Source organism: Stenotrophomonas sp. 10N36 (assembly GCF_056395005.1).
Genome location: NZ_JBFTIS010000008.1, coordinates 112,682 through 138,178 on the forward strand (window position 1 = coordinate 112,682; position 25,497 = coordinate 138,178).

The window sequence follows — 25,497 nt, forward strand, 5'->3', positions numbered from 1 at the left end:
GTGCAATGCGCGCGACGCCGATACCGCCCGGCGCCACGCCCAACCCGGTAGGCACCCACCGTTGGTGGGTGCAATGCGCGCGATACCGATACCGACCGCCGCCACGCCCAACCGGGTAGGCACCCACCGTTGGTGGGTGCAATGCAATCGCACCGGTAGTGCCGGCCGCTGGCCGGCTCCTCGCAACGCTGATCCGATGGCCATCTACCGACCAACGGTCGGTAGCTACCGGTGCTTGTCGGTGTCCAGACCGTCGGCGCGCCCCGGCCCCTTCGCCATCGCCTGGAACACCCCATCGCGGCGCACCCACAGGTGGAACAGCGCGGCCGACAGATGCACCACCACCGTGGCGAACAACGCATAGGCCAGCAGGCTGTGCGCATTGCGCAGCGCGGCGTACAGCGACGGATCATGCGGCACGATCGCCGGCAGGTTGAACCCGGACCACATCACGATCGGATACCCACCGGCCGACAACATCGACCAGCCCACCAGCGGCATCGCCAGCATCAGCCCGTACAGCACCCAGTGCGAGGCATGCGCGGCAGCGGCCTGCCAGGCGGGCAGATCGGCCGGCAACGGCGGCGGCCGGTGGCGCAGGCGGTTGTACAGGCGCACCAGCACCAGCAGCAGGATCGCGATGCCCAGCGGCCGGTGCAGGTCCACCAGCATCGGCCGCCACTGCAGCGCGGCCACCATGCCCACGCCCACGAACAGCATGGTCAGGATCATCGCGGCCATCAGCCAGTGCAGCACCCGCGCGGTAAGGTTGAAGTGGCCGGTATCGCGGTTCATTTCGCACCTTCCTTGCCGGTGGCGGCGGCACCCTTGCCGCTGGCGATTTCGCGCTCGCGGCGGTTGAACGACTGCGAATACACCGCCGAGCGCGCCGCCAGGATCGGATCATCGGTGCCGGCGATGCCGCTGGGCAGAATCAGCGGGTCGTAGTTGAGGTCGCGGCACGCGCCCTCGGCCTGGGGCTGCATCGACACCAGGCTCAGCGTGCCCACCTTGACCTGGCGGCGCTGCGCCGGCCACACCTGCGACGGGTCATCGATCGGGTCGCCGGCTTCGGCCAGCGTCACCCACATGTCCCAGCGCACCGGGCCCTGCGCCAGCCGTTGCGCGAACTCGTCGGCCAGATAATCCAGCCCGGCCTGCGCGCGCTGCGCGGCGGTCATCTCCACGAAGGGGGCCTGCGGGCGCATGCTCCAGCGCACAAAGTGCTGGCTGCCGTCGGCGGCGGTGAAGCGGAAGCTGTTCACCCCGTTGTAGTCGGTGTTGGCCCAACTGTTGGACCACGGCGCGGTCTTGGCCCATTCCCCGAAGGCGCGCGCGCTGGGGTATTTGGCCTGCACTGCGGCCATCTTCGCCGGGTCCGGCTTGCCGGTGGCCGGGTCGGGAATACCGGCGCGGGTCTGTTCCAGGAAGGCCTCGGCGGTGGGCACGGCGAAGAACGGGAAGCTGTTCATCGCAGTGCGCCATTCCTGGCCGTCATCGCTCACCAGCTGCAGCGCCATGCTGCGCACGCGCGCGTTGGCATCGGCACCGTGCGGATCGCCGCCGCCGATCGACAGGCGGCCCAGCACCGGCACCTGCGCCTGGCGGAACACGCGGGCCGAACTCAACGCGGCCCCGTCCGGCGTGCCCTGGAAGCTGCCACTCACGCACACGCCTTTGCTGTGCGCGCGGCGGAACCCGGGGTGGGGCGGGCCGGTGGCTTCGATGCTGTCGGTGAAGGCCTGCGCGGTGGCGCGGTCGCGACCGATCCAGCCGGCCAGCCAGGCAAACGCCAGGACCAGCAGGCCGGCAATCAGCGCGATCAGCGCGATCCACAGCAGCGGCGACGGGGGACGCGGGGCGCCCGGCTCCTGGCCGGCGCGGGTGTAACCAAAGAGCGACATGTCCGGAATCCTGCCTTCACGTGTGTGTGGGTGGGCGACAGGGGCATGGTGTCAGAAGGCAGCGCACGCCGATATTCACATTTTCGACAAGAGTTGACCGGCGGGGAGCCCGGCAGCGGGGCAGAGCCCCGCTCTACGATGCTTGGTCGGTCAACCGGGCAGCCACGTAGTGCCGGGTTCTACCCGGCAGATCGATCACCCCGGCAGCGGGGCAGAGCCCCGCTCTACGATTTTTGGTCGGTCAGCCGGGCAGCTACGTAGTGCCGGGTTCTACCCGGCAGATCGATCACCCTGGCAGCGGGGCAGAGCCCCGCTCTACGGGTCAGGCGTAGCGCGTCTTCAGCATTGCCCACGCCGAGCGCAGCGCCAGCGCTTCGCCACCGGCCGGGCGGCCCGGGCGTTCGCCGTCGTTCCAGGCGTACACGTCCAGGTGTGCCCAGACCTGGCCTTCGGCGATGAAACGCTCCAGGTACAGCGCGGCGGTGACCGAGCCGGCCATGCGCGAGCCGGCGTTGGCCAGGTCGGCGATGCCGCTGTGCAGGTAACGCAGGTACGGGCGCCACAGCGGCATGCGCCAGACCGGGTCGCGGGTCCGCTCGCCGGCCTGCAGCCACTGCTGGGCCAGGGTGTCATCGTTGCTGAACAACGCCGGCAGGTCCGGGCCCAGCGCGATGCGCGCCGCGCCGGTGAGGGTGGCGAAGTCGAGCACGATCTGCGGCTGCTGTTCGCTGGCGTAGGTGAGTGCATCGCACAGCACCAGCCGGCCTTCAGCGTCGGTATTGTCGATCTCGATGCTCAGCCCCTTGCGGGTGGCGATCACTTCGCCCGGCCGGAACGCATCGGGGCCGATCGCGTTTTCCACCGCGGCAATCAGCAGGGTCAGCTGCACCGGCAGCTGCTGGGCCATGATCAGCCCGGCCAGCGCCAGCGCATGCGCGGCGCCGCCCATGTCCTTCTTCATGTTGCGCATGCCGTCGGCCGGCTTGATGTCCAGGCCGCCGGTGTCGAAGCACACGCCCTTGCCCACCAGCGCCACATGCGGCTGGCCGGCAGTGCCCCAGCGCAGCGCGATCAGGCGTGGGGCACGGTGCGAGGCGCGGCCAACGGCGTGGATGGCCGGGAAATTCTGCGCCAGCAGCGCGTCGCCGGTGATCACCTCGATCTGCGCGCCATGTGCGTCGGCCAGCGTACGCGCGGCGTCTTCCAGCTGCTGCGGCCCCATGTCTTCGGTGGGGGTGTTGACCCAGTCGCGCACGCGCAGGCTGGCGGTCACCACGTCGCGCACTTCGGCCGACGGCGTGGCCAGCAACTGCGCGGGGGCGCGGTTGGGCTTGCGGTACCGCGCGAAGCGATAGCTGCCCAGGCCCCAGCCCAGGTGCAGCAGGGTTTCAACATCCGCCGGCAGCGCATCGGCCACCTTCCACACGGTGCCTTCGGGCAGCGCGAACGGCGCATGCGCGTACGCGTAGGCATCGCCGGGATCACCCACGCCCACGATCGCACCGGCCAGGCCATGCTCGCCGGGCAGCAGCACCACGCTGCCACCGCTGCCGTTGAAATGCTGGGCATCGATCCAGGCAACCAGCGCCTCGCTCTGCTGCGCGCGCCAGGCGGCGAACTGGGTACGCTCCATCACGTGCAGCGGAAGGGCCTTGGCGGCCTCGGTGGTGAAACCGTTGATCTGGGTCATGCGGGAAAAGGCTCCGTTCGTGGTCAGGCGTGCTGCGCCGATGCGTTCGCATCGAGCCAGTCGGCCAGCCCGGTCAGGGTGTCGAACTGCAGGTCAGGCTGCAGCGAAGGGTGGTTCCAGACGTGCGCGTCGCGGTTGATCCAGCAGCCGCGCAGGCCGGCCTGCATGGCGCCCACCACGTCCATCTCGGCGTGGTCGCCCACATGCAGCACATGGGTGGGGGCAACGCCAAGGCGGTCGCAGGCGGCATGGAAAATGCTGGCCGCCGGCTTGGCCGCGCCGTGTTCGCGCGAGCCCAGCTGGAAGCTGAAATGGTGGGCCAGGCCGATCCGCTGCAGGTCGGCATTGCCGTTGCTGAGCGCGGCCACCGGCACCTTCGCGGCGATGCGGGCCAGCGCGTCCAGTGCGTCCGGGTAGAACTCCACCTGGTTGCGCGCGGCGTAGAACGCCTCGTAGGCCGGTTCGAGCAGGGCCAGGTCGGCGCCGCTTTTCTCCAGCGCTTCGTGCAGGGTCAACCGGCGCAGCGCGCTCAGGTCGTGGTGCAGCTGCGGGTTGTCGTGGAAGGAGCGCTCGCGCAGCTCCCGCATGGCCGCCACGGGGTACATCGCGGCGGTGGCGGGGCTGTGCTGCAGCATCCACTCAAACAACACCTGGTCGATGCGCGCGCCGATGGGGGCGAACGGCCACAGGGTGTCGTCGAGGTCGAGGGTGATGGCTTGGACGGGGAAATTCACCCCGCCATTCTACGCCTGCGCGCGCGGGCTTTCATGGCGCGCGCAGGCATGCGCCGGGAAGGCCCCTCAGCGCAGGTCGTAGGAACAGCTGATGGATGCCTGGCCATCCTGCTGCCGCACGTTAAGGTCATGGCGACCCATCTCCAGGAGGTAGTCACCGGCGACGTTGTCCCGCATTTTCGCCAGCGCGGCGATCTGCTCGGTAGTGGCAGTGCTGAAGTACGCGGTGTAGCTGTCAACACCGTCCTCGCCGTGGGCGCCGTCGTACAGGTACAGCCGGTTCACCGGCTGGCCCAGCACCAGCAGCGGCGTGGTCAACGCATACTCACCGTCGGACAGGGCGCCGTAAGCCTGCAGCTCGGTGGGCTTGAGCACCTTGGCCAGGGCGGCGAACTGCGCAGGCGTCAGGTGGCGCTTGCAGGTGACTGCTTCCACCAGCTGGCGCCCGGCCACGTCGGCGCTGGGCGGGGGAGCGGCGACTGCCGGGGCCGCGAGGGTGACGAGGCCGGCGAGGGCGAGGCAACGGGTAACGAGGGAAGACATCAAGGCCGGGTCCATCCGAAAAAGGGCGGATATTCTGGCAGCATCGGGAGAGTGCGGCCAGCTGAATCCTCGGCGTCCCATGCTCACTCCAGCAACCGTGCCCAGCCGTGCATGCCGTCCAGCCGCGCCAGCACCAGCTTGACGCAGACCAGCAGCGGCACCGCCAGCAGCAGCCCGATCATGCCCCACAGCCAGCCGAACACCAGCAGCGACAGGATCAGGATCAACGGCGAGATTGCCATGCGCCGGCCCAGGACGATCGGGGTGACCACCTGGCCTTCAATGGTATGCAGGGCCAGGTAGCAGGCTGCCGGCAGCAGGGCCTTGAGCGGATCGCTGAACTCCACAAAGCCCATCAGCAGCATCAGCGCCACGCCGATCAGCGGCCCCACGTACGGTGCGAAGTTCAGCAGGGCCGCCACGGTGCCCCACAGCAGCGCTTCCTGCAGGCTGATCCCGAGCAGCAGCAACACCCCGGAGAACACCAGCCCGACCAGGGCGTTGATGACGGTGATGGTGAGGACGTAACGCGATACCTCGCGTTCGATCGAACGCAGGATGTCGGTGGTGAAGCGCTGTTGCTGGCGGCTGGGAAACAGCGCGATGGCATGCTTCTGCAGGTTCTGCCCATAGATCATGAAGAACAGCGTCAACAGCACCACCGCCAGCACCGACGCGGCCAGCCGTGGCGCGCGGGTCAGCACCTTGTAGGGGTCGTCCAGCTGGGTACGCACGATCTGCACGCGCCGGCTGCTCTCGCCCCCGGCGACGCGGGCGAAGTTCTCGGCGGCCTGGTTGGCCTGCTGCACCGGCTTGGTCAGGTCCTGCACCTGGCGAGCCACCTTGCGCAGCTGCTGCGGCGCTTCCTGCGCCCACTCCATGGCCGGCCCCACCAGCTGCACGCCCAGCGCGGCGGCTCCACTGAGGCCGACGCCCAGCACCAGCACCGCGCCCAGGAAGCGCGGAATCCAGAGCTTGCCCAGCAGGCGCAGGATCGGGTTGCAGACCAGCGCCAGGAACATCGCCAGCAGCACCGGCAGGATCACCTCCTGCGCGGCCCAGAGCGTGAACCCCACGGCCAGCGTGGCCAGCACGACCAGCGACATCGGCGCGCGCGGGCGTGGCGGTGGGGGCGCGGTGACGGTGTCATCGAGGGAAACGGCAGGAACGCTCATGCGGGCGCCGGGCAGGAAAGGTGCGCCATTATTGGGCAAGCCGGGTGCGGGCGGCGTGTTGGTGGCGGGGTCATATGCACCCGCGCCTGGGCTGGATGTACCCCGGCTCGCCGCCTGCGGGGCGCCCAATAAAAAACCCCGCCGCGGTGGGCGGCAGGGCTTCAGGTGCAGTGCACCGGCAGACCGGTGTGGCTCAGCGCTCGGAAAGATCCGTTGCCGCTTCCGCCGGCTGCGGCTGGCGCTGGTCATCGGCGTCAACACGCGGCGCCGCGGTGGCCGAAGCGCGGGGTGCGGGCGGCTGGCGCGGCACGCCGCCGTCCACCGCATCGTCCACCTTCTCGGCGGCCTGCTCGGCCGTATCGGCCGCTTCATTGGCCTGCATCGACGCAAACGCGGCCTGGGTACTGGCCAACAGGTTGGACACCGAGCCGATCATCTGCAGCCAGCGCGCGCCCTGGACCTTCGCCCCGAGCCCGGTGGGCTCCAGTTTGCCGGCCAGGAAACCGCCGGCCAGGCCCACGGTGATGATGCGCAACGGCGTCCAACCGGCCCGCCATGCGCCGCTGAGGGTGAACCAGCTGCTACGGGTTTTCTCCACCCGCACCGCCACCACCAGTTCGGCACGCTGCACGCGTTGCCGCAAGGCTTCAAAATTCATCGCTTGGCCCCCGTCGTATCGACGTCGGCATCGGGATCTTCCTCGCTGGGTTCGTCATACAGCCCCAGCCGCGACAACTGCCGCCGCGTGGCATGCATGCCGGTATGGCGGAAGAAGAACGATACCCGCCACATCGCATAGCCGGTCACGATCAGGCTGAGGATCGAGGTGATCAGCAGCGAGTGGAACCAGCTCATGCCCCAGCGCACCATCAGCGCGATCAGCGTGCCGGCCAGCAACAGCCAGGCCGATGCACCGAACACGATCGCCACGCCACTCCACGCCAGCGCTCGGCCGAAGGCACTGCGCGCCAACGCGAAATCGGCCGAGGCCAACCGGCGCAGGGACCGCAGGGTGTGCTTGGCCGCCTCTACCGTGTCACGACCGGCAGCACCCACCTGGCGGATGCTTTCATCCAGGTGGGGTGCCTTCTCAGCGCCGTCCGGTGGCGGGGTATCCGCGCCACCGGTGGCGGTCGACTGGGCTTGATCGCTCACGCCGGATTACTTGTCGCCGCCGCTGCGGGCCAGCTTGGCGATGATCCAGCCGGCAGCGAAGGCCACGCCGAAGGACGCCAGCGGACGCTCGCGGATGAGCTCGGCGGCGCTGTCCACCAGGTCCTTGCCCTTGTCCATCAGGGCATCCACCTGTTCCTTGGCGGCGGCACCACCGAACTCGGCGGCAGCCAGGCCCGACAGCGCGGTGTCGGACAGCTCGGCCTTGACGTTGGCCTTGCCGATACGCAGTTCGTCGCCAGCGGCACCGGTGGCGCCCTTGATCGCGCCGCCTGCGGCGGTGGCCGCCGACTTCAGGTGCGAACCGGCTTCGCCCAGGTGTTCCTTCAGGTTCTCGGTATTGGTGGGGCTCATCGTGACTCTCCGTTATGTGCGATGGGGAAGGTGACCGCAGCAGACCCGCGGTAACGAACACAAAGTAATAGCATCGGCGGGGTGTAAGGGGCGTTAGGGCTTGCTGACCCGTTCATCGCATCACCAGCACGCCCGGCGTGTTGCCGCGCACGATGCGCAGCACCAGCTGCGGCGGGCGTTGCTGGAAATTGGCCCGCCAGCTGGCCAGGTCGGCGAACTCGCCGGCCGTGGTTTCGGTGATCACATCGCCGGCGGCAAGGCCCGAGCTGGCCGCGCGGCTGCCGCGCTTGACCTCGCTGACCTGCACCCCGCTGATGCCAGCCTGGCGCAGCGACTCGGGCAGGTCGACGAAGGTGGCACCGGCCAGGCGCGGGTCCAGCGTGTCGCCGCTGACCGCGCGCGCCTGTTCCTTCAGCGTGGCCTTGAGCTGCTGCGCCTTGCCGTCGCGGCGGATGTCCAGGGTGAGCGTGCTGCCCACCGGCGCCAGCCCTTCAATGTTGTGCAGCGCCTGCGCGCTGTCCACGCGCTGGCCGTTGGCCGACACCACCACATCGCCCGGACGCAGCCCGGCGGCGGCCGCGCCGGAGCCGGCCAGCACCCGCGTCACCAGCGCGCCGCGCGCTTCGTTCAAGCCCAGGCCCTGGGCGATCTGCTGGGTCAGGTTCTGCGCTTCCACGCCCAGCGTGCCGCGCACCACCACACCATGCTTGACCAGCTGGTCGACCACGTCGCGTGCCAGGTTGGACGGAATGGCCAGGCCCAGGCCGATGTTGCCGGCCATGCTGCCCTGCGGATTGAAGCTGGCGGTATTGATGCCCACCAGCTGGCCCTGCAGGTTGACCAGCGCACCGCCGGAGTTGCCCGGGTTGATCGACGCGTCGGTCTGGATGAAGTTCTGGTAGCCCAGCCCGCGGATGCCGCTGCGGCCCACCGCCGACACGATGCCGGAGGTGACGGTCTGGCTGAAACCGAACGGGTTGCCGATGGCCACCACGAAGTCGCCCACGCGCAGCTGGTCGCTGTTGCCCAGCGGCAGGGCGGTGAGCCTGTCGGCGGGAATGCGGATCAACGCGATGTCGGTGTCGCGGTCCGAGCCGATGAACTCGGCCTTGACCGTGCGCCCGTCGGCCAGCGTCACCTGCACGTCGTCGGCATTGTCGATGACGTGGTGGTTGGTCAGCACCAGCCCGGCGTTGGCGTCGATGATGACGCCCGAACCCAGCGATTCGTTGATGCGTTCCTGCGGCACTTCCGGGAACAGCCGGCGGAAGAACGGGTCGTTGAAGTACGGGTTGCGCACCCGCACCACCTGCTTGGTGTTGACGCTGACCACCGCGGGCATGGCCCGTTCCAGCATCGGCGCCAGCGACGGCACCGGCTGCCCGGCCACCGAGGCCGGCAATGCCGCCGTGGCCGGAATGACCAGCGACGCCGGCGCTGCTTCGGCGCGGTTGTCCAGGTGCACGTTGATCGCCGAAGCGACAAAGCCACCGAAGGCGGCGGCAAGGGCAAGTGTGAGCAGGGTGGGGAGCGGTCGCATGGTCCGTCGGTTCCGTAACGAAGAGCGGCGTGGGAGGCAGAAGCCTCTATAAGGTAAAGCAAGCTGAATGAGTGTGGCGGCCTGCGCCTAAACCGCGAATGAAATCCGGCCCGCCGCGCGGCTGGCGACGCCCTCGCGCCATCCGCTTTGGTGTCGTTGAAGGCCGCCGTGCAGCGGTCGGCTGCGCGCCGGCGGCGGGCTCGGCCATGCGCGCGATGCCGCCGTCGACCAACCATCGGTGGCATGCACCCGGCTGTCCCCTGTCGCTGTCCATGCTGCCGCTGCAGGTCATCGGTGACGTCATGTCTGCGACCAGGATGGGTCCGCTGCATGACCCCGTTTTCAACCCCGACCCCCGCCCTCTGCCGCATGCCCCGGCGGGTTGATCGGGCCAACACCGCCGGCCTTTTCGAGCGCGAAGGCAGCGCAGTTGTGCAGTAAAAGCCAACCAACCGAACGCGTACGACAGCCAATTGCACGCCGCGTCACTACCGCTCGATGCGCGCAGGAAAGACCGGCACGGCAACGCACGTGCCGTGCACGGAAGCTGTTTTAAAGGGGTTTGCTGCCAACGCCTGGTTTGCCGGGCAGCGCTGGCGTCGTCCCGCCAAGCACAGGTGCGGCTCACAGGCTGCGACAAGACCGTTCCACGATGGACCGCGCCGGTATAGCATCGCCAGCGATTTAACTGACCAGGCCCCTTAGGAGGCAATCATGAGCAACGGTAATGGTGTGACCGCGACCCTGTCGCAGGGCGTCGACGAAGTGAAAGAAGTGGCCGGCAACGTGGGCGAGACCATCGCTACCGCCGCTGAAGATGCCGTGGCGTCGGTGAAGAAGACCGTCAAGCGCGCACGCAAGGCTGCCACCACCCAGGTTGCCAAGGTCAAGAAGGCCGTGCAGAAGGCCGAGAAGACCGTCGCCAAGAAGGCCGACAAGGCCGCCAAGTCGGTTGGCAAGACCCTGGCCACCGCCAAGAAGAAGCTGGAAACGGCCAAGAGCAACGCCAAGGCCGAAGCCGCCTCGCTGAAGAAGCAGGTTGCCAAGAAGAAGGTCGCCGCTGAAAAGGCCGTGACCAAGACCACCAAGGCTGCCAAGAAGGTTGCCGGCAAGAAGGTCGCCACCGCCAAGAAGGCCGTGACCAAGAAGACCGCCGCCGCCAAGAAGGTTGTGGGCAAGAAGGTCGCCGTGGCCAAGAAGGCCGTGGCCAAGAAGACCGCCACCGCCAAGAAGGTCGTCGGCAAGAAGACCGCCGTGGCCAAGAAGACCGTCGGCAAGAAGGTCGCCGTGGCCAAGAAGGCTGTGGCCAAGAAGTCCGCGACCGCCAAGAAGGTCGTCGGCAAGAAGACTGCTGTTGCCAGGAAGACCGTCGGCAAGAAGGTCGCCGTGGCCAAGAAGGCTGTGGCCAAGAAGTCCGCCACCGCCAAGAAGGTCGTGGGCAAGAAGACCGCCGTTGCCAAGAAGAGCGTCGGCAAGAAGGTCGCCGTAGCCAAGAAGACCGTCGGCAAGAAGACTGCCGTGGCCAAGAAGGCCGTCGCCAAGAAGACCGCCGTGGCCAAGAAGGCTGTCGGCAAGAAGACCGCCGTTGCCAAGAAGGCCGTTGCCCGCAAGGCCGCCCCGGCCAAGCGTGCTGCCAAGCCCGTGGCCCGCAAGGCCCCGGCCAAGCGCGCCCGCAAGTAAGGCGTGACCACGGCGCCTGCCTGCGGGCGGGCGCCGTGATGGGCCGCCTTCGCTTGCACAAAGCTGAAGGGGTTTACGCAATACCTGCGTCAGAATGTTGGCGCACGTCATGCAGAAATGGCAGAGTCGGGATCTCGAAGTCATGGGACGAAGGAACGCCCGATGTATGCCGAAGCCCTCACCGCCGGTCACGCGCTCACCCGCCTGCACCAGGACCACCGCCTCATCCGTGTCGACACCGTGCTGGACCCGCAGACCTTCCTGGTCAAGCGGTTCGACGGCAGCGAACGCGTGTCCCATCCCTTCGCCTACCAGGTCGAGCTGCTCTCGATCCAGCCCCGGCTGGAGCTCAAACAGTTGGTGGGCCAGCCGCTGCGGCTGATCCTGGGCGACGAGTTCGGCGGCCATGGCGTCCACGGCTACGTGCGCGAATTCGCCAGCATCGGCCGCGAGGCGCAGTTCAGTGCCTACCGCGCCGAGATCGCGCCGTGGTTCGCCTTCCTGGACTACACCAGCAACTGCCGCATCTTCCAGGACATGAACGTGCTGAAGATCGTGGAAACGGTGTTCGCCGACTACCCCGACCTGGCCCGCTTCGACTACGACCTGGACACCGGCAAGCTGCCAAAACTGCCCTACTGCGTGCAGTACAACGAGTCCGATTTCGCCTTCGTCTCGCGCCTGCTTGAAGACGCCGGCATCTACTACAGCTTCCGCCATGACGAAGACGGCCACACCCTGCTGCTCAGCGACGACTCCACCCTGAGCGTGGCCCTGGGCGAACCGGCGCCGGTGTACTTCCGCGCCGACCAGGGCGTGCAGCAGCAGACCGGCCTGCACCGCTGGGGTGCCCGCCGCCGCGTGGGCCCGGGCGCGCACGCGCTGAGCAGTTTCGACTTCAAGCAGCCCAGCACGCCCTTGCGCGTGGTGCGGGGCAACGAGGCGCCCCGCGGCGTGCTGCCCGAACTCACCCAGTACCGGTACGACGGTGCGGCCCGCTTCGCCGACAGCCGCATTGGCGAGGCGCTGGCGGCGGTGCGCAATGAAGAAACCGCGTGGCCCACCAAGCTGTTCGAATGCGCCGGCAACGCCGCCGGGCTGCAGGCGGGCGGCTGCTTCACCCTGGAACAACAGCCGGACTTCATCGGCCGCGGCGCCGAAGACCGCCAGTTCTTCGTGGTGCGTCTGCAGCGCGAAGGGCGCAACAACTTCGCCAGCGATTTCGCCAGCGCCGAAGCGCCCAGCCACGCCATCGAAGCCGAGGTGCTGCGCCGCAAGATTCCCTACCGTCCGCTGCGGCAGACCCCGTGGCCGCGCATGCCCGGACCGCAGACCGCCACCGTGGTGGGCCCGCCCGGCGAAGAACTGCATGCCGACGCCTACGGCCGGGTGAAGGTGCAGTTCCACTGGGACCGCAAGGAAGACCGCCGCGACAACGGCGCCGAGAACAGCTCCTGCTGGATCCGCAGCGCCAGCCCGTGGGCCGGCGCGGACATGGGCGGGGTATCGCCGCCGCGCGTGGGCCAGGAAGTGGTGGTGGACTTCCTTGACGGCGACCCGGACCGCCCGATCATCACCGGCCGGGTCTTCAATGAAGAGAACATGCCGCCGTTCGGCCTGGAAGTGAGCGGCCTGAAGTCCAAGACGGTCAAGGGCGCCGGCTGGAACGAAATGACCATGCACGACACCGCCGGTGGCGAGCTGCTCAACATGCGTGCCCAGCGCGACATGGTCACCACCGTGCTCAACGACCAGAACGCCAGCATCCAGAACAACAAGTCCACTGCGGTGGCGGTGAACCACAGCATGAGCGTGGGCGCCAACCAGGACATCAGCGTGGGTGCCAACCGGGGCATCACCGTTACCGGCACCGACACCCTGGGCGTCACCGGCACCCGCACCACCAACGTCACCGGCGCCGTCACCGAGGCCTACCAGTCCGGCCAGACCAAGACCATCGCCGCGGCCGGCTACACCGAAACCATCACCGGCGATTTCGGCACCACCCTCACCGGCAACTACACCAGCCAGCGCACCGGCACCTGGAAGGAAACCGTCACCTCCACCTCGCTGCGCCAGGTGATCGGCAAGGTCACCCAGGAATACTCGGCCGGCCGCGAGACCACCATCACCGGGCTGGACAAGCGCGGCGTGCAGGGCGCGGTGGAAGACACCAACATCGGCGCGCGCACCGTGGGCGTGGATGGCACTTTCGAGCACGAAGTCAGCGGCACCCACAGCCAGCTGTCCAACGGCGACATGACCCTCGGCTCGGCCAGCAAGGTCACCGCGGCGGTGGGCGGCGCCTTCATCGAGATCACCGACGGCGAGATCAAGATCTCCGCCGGCGGCTCGGAAGTGGTCATCAACAGCGGTGGCGTTTCGGTCAACGGCAGCGAGATCAAGCTCAACTGCTGACCGGTCCATCGGAGGGACACCCATGCACGACACCCCCATGCTGCGCGGCATCCAACGCCTCAGCGACGCCTGGCTTGCCGCCGCCGCCGACCCCAGCCGGCGGCTGCTGGTCTGGCGGCTGCCGGCCAACGCCAGCCGCCTGCTGGCCGCCTTCTTCGAGATGCAGCGGCACGACCAGGGCCGCGACACGCCGGACTACTTCCTGCGCGTGGACACGCCCTATGAGCTCGGCTTCCGCTACAGCCGGCAGATCAAGCAGACCCTGCTCGAGCGCTACCTGGGCAGCCAGGACGAACTGCGCGGGCAGGGCATCACGCTTGGCTGGCGCGGTCCGCATGCCGAGCACCCCGACAGCGCCGCCGGCGTGGTGCAGGTACTGGACAGCTTCGCCGAGCACCACGGCAACCACCTGCGGTTGCTGGCCGCCGTGCTGGAACCCGAGCGCATGGTGCCCGGCGACGGCTTTGAACGCTGGGTGGATGCGGCGCTGGCCGCCGCCCCCGGCGACCGCCTGCGCCTGGTGCTGGTGGACACCGAGGAAGACCCGCGCTGGCAGCCGCTGCTGGAGCGCCATGCCAGCGTGGCCGCGCGCATCGACGCGCCGGTGGACATGTTCGCCATCGCCCGCGACACCGCCTCGCAGTCCGGCGGCACCGGCCCGGAAGTGCTGTACCGCCAGCTGCTCGCCGACCTGATGCTGCTGCTTGAGCGCGGCAGCCCGCAGCAGGTGGTGGCCCGCGCCGAGCGCGCGCTGGGGCTGGCCCAGCGCCACGGCTGGCAGGAGCAGGCGTCGGTGGTGCAGATGATGGTGGCCGGTGCCTGGCTCAAGGCCGGCGACCACGGCCAGGCCATCACCGCCTACCGCCAGGCGCGCAGCGCCGCCGATGCCGCCCGCAGCGCCGGCAACGCTGCTGCGCCCGAGCTGGTCATGCAGAGCTGGTTCGGCGAAGCCGGCTGCTGGCTCACCGCCAAGAACCCCGAGCGCGCCGCGCAGACCTACCTGCAGGCGTCCACCTCGGCGGCCAGCATCCCGCACCCGATGTTCCAGCTGGAAGGCCAGCGCATGGCCGGCTACTGCCTGCTCCAGCATGGCAAGCGCGAGGAAGCGCGTACCCAGCTGCTGGAAGCGATCCGCATCGCCAAGCCCCTCAGCATGCAGGACCGCAAGGCCACCACCCTGCCGCAGGCGCTGTGGGACCTGCTGCAGCTGCAGGACCTGCGCCGCGCCGAGAAGATCCAGCTCACCGCCCCGGCCTATCTCGAACAGACCACCGCGCTGCACGCGCAGGCCGAAGAGGCCGCCGCCAAGCTCGGCCCCACGCCCACCCGCGTGCAGCTGGATGTCATCGACGCCCAGCTGCACGCGGGCCTGGAACAGGCCTTCCACCGCACCCAGCAGGAACGCGAACGGCTGGTGCAGGGCGGCGACGAGTTCTTCCGCAAGATCGTCGCGGTAGGGCGTGAGTTCCTCGACCCGCACTGGAACGGCCTGCCCACCATCGAACACCCGCTCGACCACGAGATTCCGGTCTGGAGCGAACCGCCGGCCATGCAGCCGCTGCCCGACCCCGGCCCGCTGCTGGCCGGTACCGACCTTGCCCACGTCGCACCGCCTGCGGCCACCCCTGGAGTTGTTGCCGCATGAATACCCGCATTCTGGTCATGACCGTCGCCGTGCTGCTGGGCATGGCCATCGTGGTGTGGCTCGGCGTGGAATACCGCGACGAAGTCAAAGCCTTCCTGCGCGCCCTGCTGCGCGCGCTGTAAGCAACACAGGAGTGTTGCCGTGAGCATTGCCGCCAAGCATTTCGATCCGCAGCTGGGCATCGACATCCACATGTACGCGATGCCGCCGTGCCCGCTGCCCACGCCGCACATCGGCCTGGTGCTGGACCCGTTCGACTACATCCCGTTCATCGGCTCCACCATCAAGGTCAACGGCGTGCACCGCGGCACCGCCGGCACCGGCGGGCTGGATATCCACATTCCACTGGGCGTGTGGGGTCCGCCGCTGGCCGCGCCGATGGGCCCGCAGTTCGACGGCGAAGAGATCTTCATGGGCAGCCGCACCGTGTCGGCCGATGGCGAGCCGTTCTCGCGGCTGGCCATGCCCGTGCTGGACTGCAACCTGGCCGGCATGATCAACCCGTTCCGGGTGAAGAAGCCCAAGAAGCCGCTGCGCGCCATGTCGCTGCCCACCGGCTTGAACGTGGCCATTCCCACCAGTGTCAAGGTCGGTGGCCCGCCCACGGTGTCGTGGACGGCGATGGCCTTCCGCGCCGCCTTCGCCGGCTTGGGTAAGCTGCGCAAGACCGACTTCTTCCGCAAGAAGATGGACGCCTTCGCCGCGTGGCGCCGGGGCAAGTGGGGGCATCTGCCCTCGGGCACGCTCAAGTGCAAGATCCTGCGGGCCGAACCGGTGGACATCCGCGACGGCAGCGTCTCGGTCAGCCACGAAGACTTCAGCATTCCCGGCCGCCTGCCGCTCAGCTGGCGCCGCGTGTACGCCTCGCGCCATGCCCAGCGCACCGGCGCCTGCGGTTACGGCTGGCAGACCCCGGCCGACATCGCGCTGGCGCTGTCGGCCGACGGCAGCGCCTGGCTGTCCGGCCCGGACGAGGTGGCCTTCTTCCCCGAGCTGCCGCGCCGCGACGGCATGGACGCGGCCACCCTGGACTTCGTGGATGGCGCGCGCCTGTGGCGCGACAACGGCCAGTGGATCGTGCGTTTCAAGGGCGGCCTGCAGTACCACTTCGACGCCACTCCGGCCGCCGGCGTGGCGGTGCTGCCGCACGAGCGCAGCCTGCCCATCGAGCGCATCGAAGACCGCTGCGGCAACCACTGGCGCTTCGAGCGCCGCGATGGCCACCTGGTACGCATCGTGGAAAGCGGCGTGGACGGCCTGCAGGGCCGCTTCATCGAGGTGGACGCGCGCCAGGGCCACATCGACCGCCTGCAGCTGCACGACCCGGCCAGCGGCCTGAACCACCTGCTGGTGAGCTACCGCTACGCCAACGGCGACCTGATCGCCGCGGTGGACCCGCTGGATGCCCCGCGCACCTTCGGCTACCAGCAGCACTACATGGTGCGCCATACCGATCGGGTCGGCCTGTCGTTCTATTACGCCTTTGATGCGCAGTGGCGCGTGGTGCATTCCTGGGGCGACGGCGGCCTGTACGACTACCACTTCGACTACGACGCACTGCTGCACGAAACCCGCATCACCGACTCGCTGGGCCACGTGAGCCTGGTCAAGTTCGACGAAAACCGTCTGCCGCTGTGCGAGATCGACCCGCTCGACGGGGTGACCATCTTCGAGTACGACGACTTCGGCCGCACCGTGGCGGTGACCGATCCGGAGGGGCTGCGGACCGGGTTCGAGTATGACGAGCGCGGGAACCTGGTGGTGCTGGTGCGTCCGGATGATACGAAGCTCGCGCTTTCGTACGACGAATGGGACCGGATGACCGAACTCCGCACTCCCGACGGCAGTGCCTGGCAGCAGCGCTATGACAGCACGGGCCTGCTGATCGAGCAGTGCGACCCGGCACAGGCCCTCACGCGGTTCAACTACAGTCCGCAAGGGCAGCTCGTTGAGCAGATCAATGCCCGACAGGCGGCAACCCAGGTCCGCTATGACCGTCATGGCCTGGTTGCGGCCATTACCGATGCGCTGGGCAATGTCAGCCATTTTGAACACGATGCGCGAGGACAGCTTCGCAAGCAGCGGAATGCACTGGGTGGTGCAAGCCAGTACCAGTACGATGCCAAAGGACGCCTATTGGAGATTCGCGGGGAACAAGGCGCGCCGATTCTGTGCGAGTACGATGCAGAGGATAACCTTGTCCGTTACACCGACGAAGCAGGCGCGCAAACGCGCTTCAGTTATGTTGGCTTGGGCCAGGTCGCACGGCGTCTTCAACCGGATGGCAACGCGGTCGAGTTCCGCTACGACACCGAGGAGCAGCTGGCGGAGGTGATAAACCAACGCGGGGAGAGCTACCGTGTCCGACGTGATGCGCTCGGCCGGGTTATCGAGGAAGTGGACTACTGGGGCCAGTCGAAGAAGTTTGAGTACGACAGCGCTGGTCGCCTCACCGGAAGCACGGATCCTCTGGGTCAACGACTTGCTTTCCGCACCGACAGGCTGGGTCGCATCACCCGTCGCACGCTCCCGGATGTCAGGCATCCGGGAAGACTGGTCCACGAAGACTTCAACTACGATCCACGCGGGCGCTTGGTTGAACTTCGCAATGCACATCGCACCATCAGGCGCGGCTACGATTCGGTGGGCTACCTTGTTGAAGAGATACAGGACGGTTTCCGTGTCGGCTTCGGCTACGACGCGGTAGGAAATCGCGTTCTGCGCGAAACCTCGGCAGGTAATGTCATCAAGGCCGAGTTCGATGCATGTGATCGTGTCATCGGCATGGCAATCAATGGCGCATCGCCCATCCGCATCGAACGCGACGCCTTGGGGCGGGCGACCCGCGAACAGCTCAGCACCGAGGTGGAGCGACGCTTTGCATACGATGGCCGCAACCTGCTGACCGCGCAGGCGGTACTGCGTGATGCTGCGCCGCTGTTCGAGACGCGGTACGAACACGATGCGACCGGCAATCTCACACGCCGCAGCGATAGCGCCAACGGAAACGATGAGTACCGTTACGACGCACTTGGACGACTACTTGGGCACACCGATCCGAAGGGCCGGATCGAACGCTTCTTTGCCGATCCTGCCGGTGATCGCCTGCGGACAGAGGTCAAGCAGGCGCAGGCACGGAAAGTGGTGGGTAGCGACGATGAACCGCAGGGCCACTGGACCCGTGAGGGTGGTTCGGACGGAGTGCACTATGTCTTTGACCGCGCTGGGGATCTGGTCGCCACACGAAAGCTCAATGTAGCCACACCTGACCAGATCGAACTGACCTGGGATGGCAATCACCGCCTGGCTGAGAGTCGCCGAAACGGACAGGTCACGCATTACGGATATGACCCGCTGGGACGTCGCGTCTTCAAACGCAACCCCGGGCATACGACATGGTTCTTCTGGGATGGCGATGCGCTGCTGGCAGAGGTTCAACAGCCGAATGATGCCCCTGAAGCAGCGCCAGTATGGATAGACAACGTCGCCAGCCTGATTGAGGTGCGGAATCGACAGCGCCGGATCGCCAAGCTCCATTCGCAGGCAAGGGAGTACGTCTACTACCCGGAGACCTTCGTACCGTTGGCACTTATTGATCCGACTGTTGCGATTCCTGCAGGCCACGCCAGTGCACCGACAACTGTACTAAGTGAGGTGCAGCCAGTTGAATCGTCCGCACCGTCTGGCCAAGTCGAGGCGGAGGCTCCGATGCGCGGGGTGCTCCCGCAGGCTGAACCTTCAGGCGCCCACAAGGAGGCAGTAGCGCCGTTGCGGACAGCCAGCGCAGGGATAGGCTCGCTCGGTGGAATGAGCTTGAATACTCGTGTCGAGAAGGTCGCAGTCAGAGCCGCCAGCGAGCCCATGCCAGGGCTTGGTAGTGGGGGAATGGGGATGCTGGGCGGCGGAAAGAAGCCTGCGGTTACCAATGCACCGACGGCCGCCCCAAAGGAAAACTCGCAATCGACAGCTGGACACGATGACCTTCCATCAGTCGTCGAACCAGCGTCCGGGAATCAGAGCGTACCCACTGCCTCGGAAGATGCTGCTGCGTCTGCCGACGCGAAAGCCATCCTTCTGTACGTCAACGACCCCAATGGCTGCCCGAATCGCCTGATGACCGAATCAGGCGAACTTGTCTGGGCAGCGCAGTTGTCGGCATGGGCCGAAGTGCGCTCGATCGATGTGGATGTGGTGCGTAACAACCTTCGTCTTCAGGGCCAGTACTTTGACGAGGAGACAGGGTTCAACTACAACCGCTACCGGTACTACGATCCAAAGCTGGGGCAGTTCATCGGCCAAGACCCGCTGACATTGCAGGCGGGCGAAAACCTGTATGACTTCGCGCCGTCTGCCATCAACTGGATGGATGCGCTGGGGCTGAGTTGTGATGAGGTGCTCGACTCGGCGGCGATGATTAACCTGCAGCGGCGGCTCGCTGGAATGGTCAATCAAGTTAGAGATGATCTGTTGAAGAACCCCAAACTGCTTGACGAACTGCTGAGCCCTCAAGAGGTGCGTGCAATCATCGACGAGCCTTGGCGGATGAGACTGTTCTTTGGGACCGCACTGCAACGAAGGGTGACCGAACTTGCAAAAGCCGATAATGTTCTCTCAGTCTTGAAGCCAACAAGGGGCAATGCACCTCAGGACTACTTCGGTCCTGGTGGTCTTGGATACGAAATTACAGGCGGCAGCAAAAGCTCTATCTTCAGTCATAGCCAGAGACCGGGCGTTGACGCTGTTGTCACATACGAATCGATACCCGCAGATTTCGGGTACAAGTGGGTTGACTGGAGTACTGGTGGTGGATGATATCGGGATCTTGTATTCGTTGGCTGGGCCCTCACAAACGCATCGGCGATCTTTGATTGGGCGGAAGTACTCCAATGAGAATTTTGAACGCCTGCTCTTCGGTCCGGGAGATCCATTTTCCGGCGGGGTGGAGATTAGAGATTGCGAATTTGTATCATGTTCGACTGAAAGCACATTTTCGATATCACAGGGCGTACATATGCAGTCAGTCCTGTTCGATGGTGTCCGTTCTCCGGACGCGATGATGGTGTCTTCCGCGTCAGTTCTTGAGAACATTGTAGTTCGCGGCGGGAAAAAGGCTGCACGTTTATGGTGCAAGCCGCCAAGCGAAGGTGATGTCAGTGAGGCTGTTCTACAGTGGGCCAAGGCTGGGATGGCTCACGTCGAATTGGCGATTGATCTGTCGGAACTCGCAGCGGAGGATAGCTTGATTCTCGGTATCCCATTGTCAAAACTGAGATGGAATCCAGAGATCCATGTGCCCGTGTTTGCATCTTGGAGAGATTCGCCAAGCTGGGACGATCTGGATCTCGCTAGAAATAGTTTTTGGAGGATATTCGTGACTAAAGTCATAAACTCTGGTTGCGAAGAAGGCCTGTTCACCGCCCCGTTTCCTCATCAGAAAAGCCATATTCAGTTTATGGAAGAATTGGCGAGGATTGAATCAGCAGGGCTGCTTGTCCGCTGATATGGATTTTTTGTATGGCCGACTAGGCACTGGCGTACATTGCATACGTTGATGGCGGATCGCGAGTATCTTGGTCATCACGGATTGCATTGGTCCAGGCCGCTGCTGTCTCGATTGGAGACCTCGTGGTGGATGATCTCAAGCGTCTGTATTCGTTGGCGGGCCCCTCGGCAGCGGGTCGTCGATCACTGGTTGGGCGGAAGTACTCCAATGAAAAATTTGAACAGTTGCTGTTTGGGCCGGGGGACCCGTTTTGTGGTGGTGTGGATGTAGCCAGCTGCGAGTTCATTTCATGCTCGACCGACAGCAGGTTCTCTATATCAAAAGGCGTGAAAATGAACTCTGTCTTGTTCGACGGAATTCGCGCGCCAGATGCGATGATGGTGTCGACCGCGACGGTTCTAGAGAAGATCGTAGTTCGCGGCGGTAAAAGAGCTGCGGGTTTGTGGTGCAAGCCGCCGAGTGAGGGCGATGCAAGTGATGCCATTCTGGAATGGTCAAGGGCTGGCATGGCTAACGTCGAGCTGGCGATCGATTTCTCAGGGCTTGCTGCGCCGGATAGCGAGGTTGTCGGAATTCCCCTTTCAAAGTTGAAGTGGGATCCCGAGATCCATATCCCAGTTTGCTTGTCCTGGAAGGATTCGGAGCACTGGAATGACTTGGAGCTTTCGCCTAGAAGCTACTGGCGTATGAATCTGCTCAGGTTGAGAGACTTCAACTGCACCGAGGGCGTCTTTACGGCGCCATTTCCGGGTGAGAGAAATTACGAGAGCAAAATGGAGGAGTTGGCCCGAATCGAGAGTGCTGGAATTCTCAAGAGGTGATCGGGCCTCGACTTCTAGGGCAGTACAGAAGTGGATGGCTGATTTCGACTGCGTATGCGTTCCTATTCTGGAGTGTGCATGAAGAGGTTTGACGGCGCGCAGTTTTCAAAGAAGTTTGACAATGGCGGCGCGAGCTATTCGGAGGCAGTCCACGTCAACTGCGCTTTTGACAACTGCGGACTTTCGCTGTCCAAGCGTCCAGGCAAGATGTCGGTCGTTAGTCGCGTGGATGTTTCTTGCTGCTCTGCGGCGAACTCCGAGATCGGGCCGTGCGTGTTCGAAGATGTCCTTGTTCGGGATCTGAGGACAAACCCGATCTTGCTTGTCTGGTCTTCATTCTTCCGCCGGGTCAAGCTGGCGGGCAAGATTGGGAAGCTGAACATCAACCTTGCCCCATGGGGGTTCTGCACAGATCCCGACGTGCTTTCCAGTTTTGCAACAGCGAGATCTGAATTTTACGCCGGGACCGATTGGGCGCTCGATATCAGCGAAGCTCGATTTCTTGCCTTCCGGTGCGCGGGCGTCCCGCTGGACTTGGTGCGTAGAGACCCGGAAACCCAGGTGATCCTGAGAAAAGGTGTATTCCCGGGAATGCAGGCGATTGACCAGCGCTTCAAGAACGCATTTCCGGAGACCTACGATAGTCTGAAAATCTTCTGCGACTCTGGCGACGAGGAGGCGCTTCGCGTAGTTCCTCTCGCTGCACCCAAGAGCCGTAAGGACGATTGGAAAGGGGGCATCGCAGAGTTGAGAACGCTTGGTTTCCTCCGGGAGTGAGTCAGAGGGAAGCAGTTGTAAGGTGGGGCTCCTACTTCGACACCCGCACCGGCTTGAACGAGGGCGAATACCCCATCCTCAGGTTCGACTACAACGATGGCAGCTACACGCATTTCGCGGACTCCTTCGCGCTGTTCCTTGAGACCCTCGTGCGTCGAACCTGAGCCCCCCATCCAGCGAAGCCCTGTGCACGGGCATCCCCCACGCAGCAAGGGGTAGTTCGGCTGCATCACCGCTTCACCCCACGCCAGCTATCGTTGCCAAACCCCCGCCGCCTCCCGGATTCCCATGCGCGGTCTAGACTTCAGCTCCTGGCAAGCCATGCTCTCCACCCTGCTCGGGCTGGCCGTCATCACCCTGATCGGCGTCGGCATCCGGCTGCTGGTGATGCAGACCATGCAGCAGCGTCGCGAGCGTGAGAACCGCCAGATCAACGAGCGGCTACGCACGTTGATCGCCGCCTACAAGACCCTCGGTGGTTCCTTCACCGGCGCATTGCACGTCGATCCGCGCCATCTGCGCGACCTGCGCCAGCCGGCCGCGGCCGATGCCCCGGACGATGCGATGCTGTTGCCGGTCGATGGGGGCACCGGCAGCGACCGTGCACGGCGCATTCGCGATGCCGTGGAGGCGGCACTGTCCGACATCATCCTGCTCGGCACCGACGACCAGGTGCGCCTGGCCGCCACTGCCGCCACCGAGTTGGCGCAGGGCAGGCCGGTGCAGACCGCCGCGCTGGTGGTGTCGCTGCGCAACTTCATCCGCGAAGCACTTGATCTGGCGCCCATTCCCGCCAGTGTGGCCATTCCGCGCCAGGGTCCTGCCCGCCCCGCGCCCGGTGCGAAGGGCAAGGGCGAGGCCGACAAGGCCGGGGGCAAAGCGGGCGGCGGTGGCGGAGGCATGGGCGGTATGGGCGGTGGCGGCATGGGCGCCGGCAGCGCCCATCACGACGACGACACCGCGCCGCGCTGACCTCACGCGCCGTCGTGCTGCCTGCCCAGTTCATAGGCGGGCGGCGTGGCACCCATCAAGTGGGTAACGAAGTAATCCCACATGCGGCGCATGTAGTACGTATCGTTGCGGAACAATTCGTGGTCCTGATTGGCCAGGTACAGCAGGTCGTAGTCCTTGTTGGCGGCGTTGAGCGCGCGCGCCAGCTGCAGCGTCAGCGCCGGCATGGCGTTCTCGTCCAGGTCGCCATACACCAGCATCAGTTTGCCCTGCAGCTGCGCGGCCAACGCGCTGTTGTCCAGCGGCTGGAACAACGCAGGCACCGCCGTCGCATCGGGTCGCACCGCGCTGCCGTCGGCATACACCGGTTGCCCCCCCACCAGTCGGTCCATGCCGTGGATGCCGCCGCCGTACATGCCCTGGAAGCTGTGGCTGCCCGCCGACGCCACGCCCACCCGGTAGAAGGACGGATGGCGCAACAGTGCCCGGGCGGCGCTGTAGCCCCCGAAGGAGTGCCCGTAGATGCCCACCCGCGCCAGGTCCATGCCCGGGTAGCGCGCTGCCAGTTGCCGGATCGCGGCAACGTGGTCGTCCAGTTGCACGTCGGCAGCGGTCAGGAAGCTACTGTCGTGGAACGCCTTGGAGCGGCCGGGCGTGCCACGCGCGTCGATGCTGACCACCACGAAGCCGAGCTGGGCCAGGCTGGCGCGCGCCACCGGATTCATCGTGGCGGTGGCGTCCAGGTAACCCACCGGCGCGTTGCTCACGTGGGGCCCGCCGTACATTGCATCAATCACCGGGTACCGGCCGCCGGCGGTGTAGCCGGGTGGCAGGTATACGGTGGCGTAGATCGGGGTGTGGCCGTCGGCGGCCAGCAGTTGCTCCCGGTGCGGTGGCTGCCAGCCGGCCGCGCGCACGGCGCTGTCGTCGGCGTGCTCCAGGGGCAGCACTACACGACCATCGCGTGTGTCGCGCAGCACGGTGATGGGCGGCTCGGCCACGGTCGAGTGGCTGTCCACCACCCAGCGGCCAGAGGGTGCCAGCAGCTGCGGGTCACGCCCGCCCATCAGCACGCCCGCCCCTGCATCGATGGCATGGTCGGCCGCTTCGGGGGTCAACAGCACCGGCTCGCCACCGTCCAGCGCCACCCGGTACAAGCGGCGCTGGTAGGGGTCGCCGGGCTCGCGCCCGCCCGCGCTGAAGTACAGCTGCTGCTCTTCCGGATCAATGCCGACGATATCGCGCACCAGCCATGCGCCGCGGGTCAGCTGCCGGATCACCGCGCCGCTGGCGGTGTCCACGAGATACAGATGGCCCCAGCCATCGCGTTGCGAAAACCACACCACCTGGTTGCGGCCCGGCAGCACGCGCACCGCCGCGCGGTTGTAGGGATAGCTGTTGAGTTGTACGCGGGTGCTGGACGTTTCCTCCAGCAGCGTGCGCACGGTGTGTCGGTGCAGGTCGATCTCGACCAGCCGGATCCGTGCCGGGCGATCATGCCGCACGATCGCGGTGTATACCTTGTCCGCCCTGCGCGACCAGCCCAGTACACCGGCCTCGGTCAGGCTGTGCCAGCCGTCGGGCACGGGGATGGTCTGCGTGCGCGCTGCCGCCACGTCGGTGACAAACCACGCATCGCGGACCTGCTCGGCATCGCCCAGCAAGCCCAACCGCACCTGGTGCAGCACCGGGCGAACGCCCTGCGCCGGCGCCGTGGCCAGATAGGGATAGGCCTGCACGTGGCGCTCGTCATAGCGCACCCCGAACAGGCGGCTGCCGTCGGGCGCCCACGACACCGCGAACGGCGGCGGTTGCAGCCGGCCCTCGCGATAGGGAATGCCGCGCAGCGCGAAATCGGGCAGCACGCCGTAGCCGTGGGACGCCTCGCCATCCTGGGTGAGTGCAATGGCCGGTGCCGTTCCGGCCGGGAGCAGCCACAGGTTGTGGTCGCGTACCACCACGGCCCGCTGTCCATCCGGTGCGGTCAGCGCCTGCGGGTTGGGAGCGGGCAGCGCGACTGCTGCACACCGGTAGGCCGGCAGCGTGCACTGCAGGCCCTGCGCGGCGCCGCTGCGCAGCACCACCTGCAGCGCGCCGACATCGGGCGCAGTGGTGACGCTGGCCACCTGCTGCAGCACCTGGTCGGCGTCGGTAGCACCAGCGGCCTGCAGCGCGACACGCAACCGCGCGCGATCGAACAGCGGCTCGCGCGAGGGTATGTGGGGGTCCACCAGCAGGTAATCGGTGCTGCCCTGCGCAGTCTGGTGGCGGTACCAGAACCGGCCATCGTCCAGCCAGTTCGGCAGCACCGTGGCATTGCGCACTTTTCCGCGCAGGTGTCCGTCCAGTACCCGTTCGGCGCGCGCGTAGTCCTCGGCGGTGGGCGCAGCCATCGCCGGCGCCAGGCTCACGCCAAGCAGCCCCAGCATCCCGGCCAGCACCTGCAGGTGGCGCGGTGCAGATCCTTCTGTCATCGATGCAGCTCCTGTTCGGCGCCCATCGCGGCACGAGCCGCCGGGCCTGGCCGGTGGGCCTTGAGCATGCCGCGCACCGGCCAACCGGGCAAGCGCATCCAGACGTGGACGCGCT

General features: G+C 66.3%; 21 protein-coding genes. 10 read left to right on the forward strand and 11 right to left on the reverse strand.

From position 1 onward, the window contains the following. Positions 1-225: 225 nt before the first annotated feature. The 10 genes from AC1DCJ_RS10220 to AC1DCJ_RS10265 form a co-directional block, all read right to left on the reverse strand. Positions 226-795, reverse strand: a complete 570-nt coding sequence (locus AC1DCJ_RS10220) for a cytochrome b (RefSeq protein ID WP_051598922.1) — start codon at positions 793-795, stop codon at positions 226-228. Continuing rightward, positions 792-1,904, reverse strand: coding sequence for a catalase family peroxidase (locus AC1DCJ_RS10225; RefSeq protein ID WP_313246496.1), 1,113 nt, complete (start codon positions 1,902-1,904; stop codon positions 792-794). The genes AC1DCJ_RS10220 and AC1DCJ_RS10225 overlap by 4 nt, the downstream gene beginning before the upstream one ends. Before the next feature lie 322 nt (positions 1,905-2,226). Beyond that, positions 2,227-3,594, reverse strand: coding sequence for a leucyl aminopeptidase family protein (locus AC1DCJ_RS10230; protein WP_478070868.1), 1,368 nt, complete (start codon positions 3,592-3,594; stop codon positions 2,227-2,229). Between the two features lie 23 nt (positions 3,595-3,617). Next, complete coding sequence (locus AC1DCJ_RS10235) at positions 3,618-4,328, reverse strand: HAD family hydrolase (RefSeq protein WP_478070869.1); 711 nt, start codon at positions 4,326-4,328, stop codon at positions 3,618-3,620. 66 nt (positions 4,329-4,394) lie between these two features. Beyond that, the gene (locus AC1DCJ_RS10240; RefSeq protein ID WP_478070870.1) at positions 4,395-4,871 is read right to left on the reverse strand and encodes a hypothetical protein; all 477 of its coding nucleotides are present in this window, start codon (positions 4,869-4,871) and stop codon (positions 4,395-4,397) included. An 83-nt stretch (positions 4,872-4,954) separates the two neighbouring features. After that, positions 4,955-6,046 carry an AI-2E family transporter gene (locus tag AC1DCJ_RS10245; protein ID WP_320491717.1) on the reverse strand — a complete coding sequence of 364 codons (1,092 nt, stop codon included), beginning with the start codon at positions 6,044-6,046 and terminating at the stop codon, positions 4,955-4,957. Between the two features lie 193 nt (positions 6,047-6,239). Beyond that, positions 6,240-6,704 (reverse strand): protein sip-5, encoded by a 465-nt coding sequence (locus AC1DCJ_RS10250; RefSeq protein WP_137191839.1) that lies wholly within the window; start codon positions 6,702-6,704, stop codon positions 6,240-6,242. Continuing rightward, positions 6,701-7,201, reverse strand: a complete 501-nt coding sequence (locus tag AC1DCJ_RS10255; protein WP_038691035.1) for a phage holin family protein — start codon at positions 7,199-7,201, stop codon at positions 6,701-6,703. Before AC1DCJ_RS10255 ends, AC1DCJ_RS10250 begins: the two co-directional genes overlap by 4 nt. Before the next feature lie 6 nt (positions 7,202-7,207). Beyond that, entirely contained in the window at positions 7,208-7,573 is a 366-nt protein-coding gene (locus AC1DCJ_RS10260; RefSeq protein WP_019185548.1) for a hypothetical protein, read from the reverse strand. Positions 7,574-7,685: 112 nt separating this feature from the next. Beyond that, positions 7,686-9,113 (reverse strand): Do family serine endopeptidase, encoded by a 1,428-nt coding sequence (locus AC1DCJ_RS10265; protein ID WP_478070871.1) that lies wholly within the window; start codon positions 9,111-9,113, stop codon positions 7,686-7,688. Between the two features lie 714 nt (positions 9,114-9,827). Here AC1DCJ_RS10265 and AC1DCJ_RS10270 point away from each other — a divergent pair. The 10 genes from AC1DCJ_RS10270 to AC1DCJ_RS10315 all read left to right on the forward strand — a co-directional run bounded on the left by AC1DCJ_RS10270 (position 9,828) and on the right by AC1DCJ_RS10315 (position 22,929). Further along, the gene (locus AC1DCJ_RS10270; RefSeq protein WP_478070872.1) at positions 9,828-10,793 is read left to right on the forward strand and encodes a histone; all 966 of its coding nucleotides are present in this window, start codon (positions 9,828-9,830) and stop codon (positions 10,791-10,793) included. A gap of 162 nt (positions 10,794-10,955) precedes the next feature. Then, positions 10,956-13,211: a type VI secretion system Vgr family protein gene (locus AC1DCJ_RS10275; RefSeq protein WP_478070873.1), complete on the forward strand. Its 2,256-nt coding sequence runs from the start codon at positions 10,956-10,958 to the stop codon at positions 13,209-13,211. Positions 13,212-13,233: 22 nt separating this feature from the next. Continuing rightward, positions 13,234-14,856 carry a hypothetical protein gene (locus AC1DCJ_RS10280; RefSeq protein WP_478070874.1) on the forward strand — a complete coding sequence of 541 codons (1,623 nt, stop codon included), beginning with the start codon at positions 13,234-13,236 and terminating at the stop codon, positions 14,854-14,856. Next, the gene (locus AC1DCJ_RS10285) at positions 14,853-14,978 is read left to right on the forward strand and encodes a hypothetical protein (protein WP_258223862.1); all 126 of its coding nucleotides are present in this window, start codon (positions 14,853-14,855) and stop codon (positions 14,976-14,978) included. Before AC1DCJ_RS10280 ends, AC1DCJ_RS10285 begins: the two co-directional genes overlap by 4 nt. 19 nt (positions 14,979-14,997) lie before the next feature. Beyond that, entirely contained in the window at positions 14,998-19,668 is a 4,671-nt protein-coding gene (locus AC1DCJ_RS10290; protein WP_478070875.1) for an RHS repeat-associated core domain-containing protein, read from the forward strand. Then, positions 19,658-20,356, forward strand: a complete 699-nt coding sequence (locus tag AC1DCJ_RS10295; RefSeq protein ID WP_478070876.1) for a hypothetical protein — start codon at positions 19,658-19,660, stop codon at positions 20,354-20,356. The genes AC1DCJ_RS10290 and AC1DCJ_RS10295 overlap by 11 nt, the downstream gene beginning before the upstream one ends. 128 nt (positions 20,357-20,484) lie before the next feature. After that, positions 20,485-21,180: a hypothetical protein gene (locus AC1DCJ_RS10300; protein WP_478070877.1), complete on the forward strand. Its 696-nt coding sequence runs from the start codon at positions 20,485-20,487 to the stop codon at positions 21,178-21,180. A 78-nt stretch (positions 21,181-21,258) separates the two neighbouring features. Further along, positions 21,259-21,957, forward strand: a complete 699-nt coding sequence (locus AC1DCJ_RS10305; protein WP_448135091.1) for a hypothetical protein — start codon at positions 21,259-21,261, stop codon at positions 21,955-21,957. Continuing rightward, on the forward strand, positions 21,954-22,121 hold the full coding sequence (locus AC1DCJ_RS10310) for a hypothetical protein (protein ID WP_448135092.1): 168 nt from the start codon (positions 21,954-21,956) through the stop codon (positions 22,119-22,121). Before AC1DCJ_RS10305 ends, AC1DCJ_RS10310 begins: the two co-directional genes overlap by 4 nt. Before the next feature lie 124 nt (positions 22,122-22,245). Then, complete coding sequence (locus AC1DCJ_RS10315; RefSeq protein ID WP_478070878.1) at positions 22,246-22,929, forward strand: hypothetical protein; 684 nt, start codon at positions 22,246-22,248, stop codon at positions 22,927-22,929. A 2-nt stretch (positions 22,930-22,931) separates the two neighbouring features. Here the strand turns inward: AC1DCJ_RS10315 and AC1DCJ_RS10320 are convergent, their stop codons facing one another. Further along, positions 22,932-25,382, reverse strand: coding sequence for a S9 family peptidase (locus AC1DCJ_RS10320; protein ID WP_478070879.1), 2,451 nt, complete (start codon positions 25,380-25,382; stop codon positions 22,932-22,934). Between the last annotated feature and the right edge of the window lie 115 nt (positions 25,383-25,497).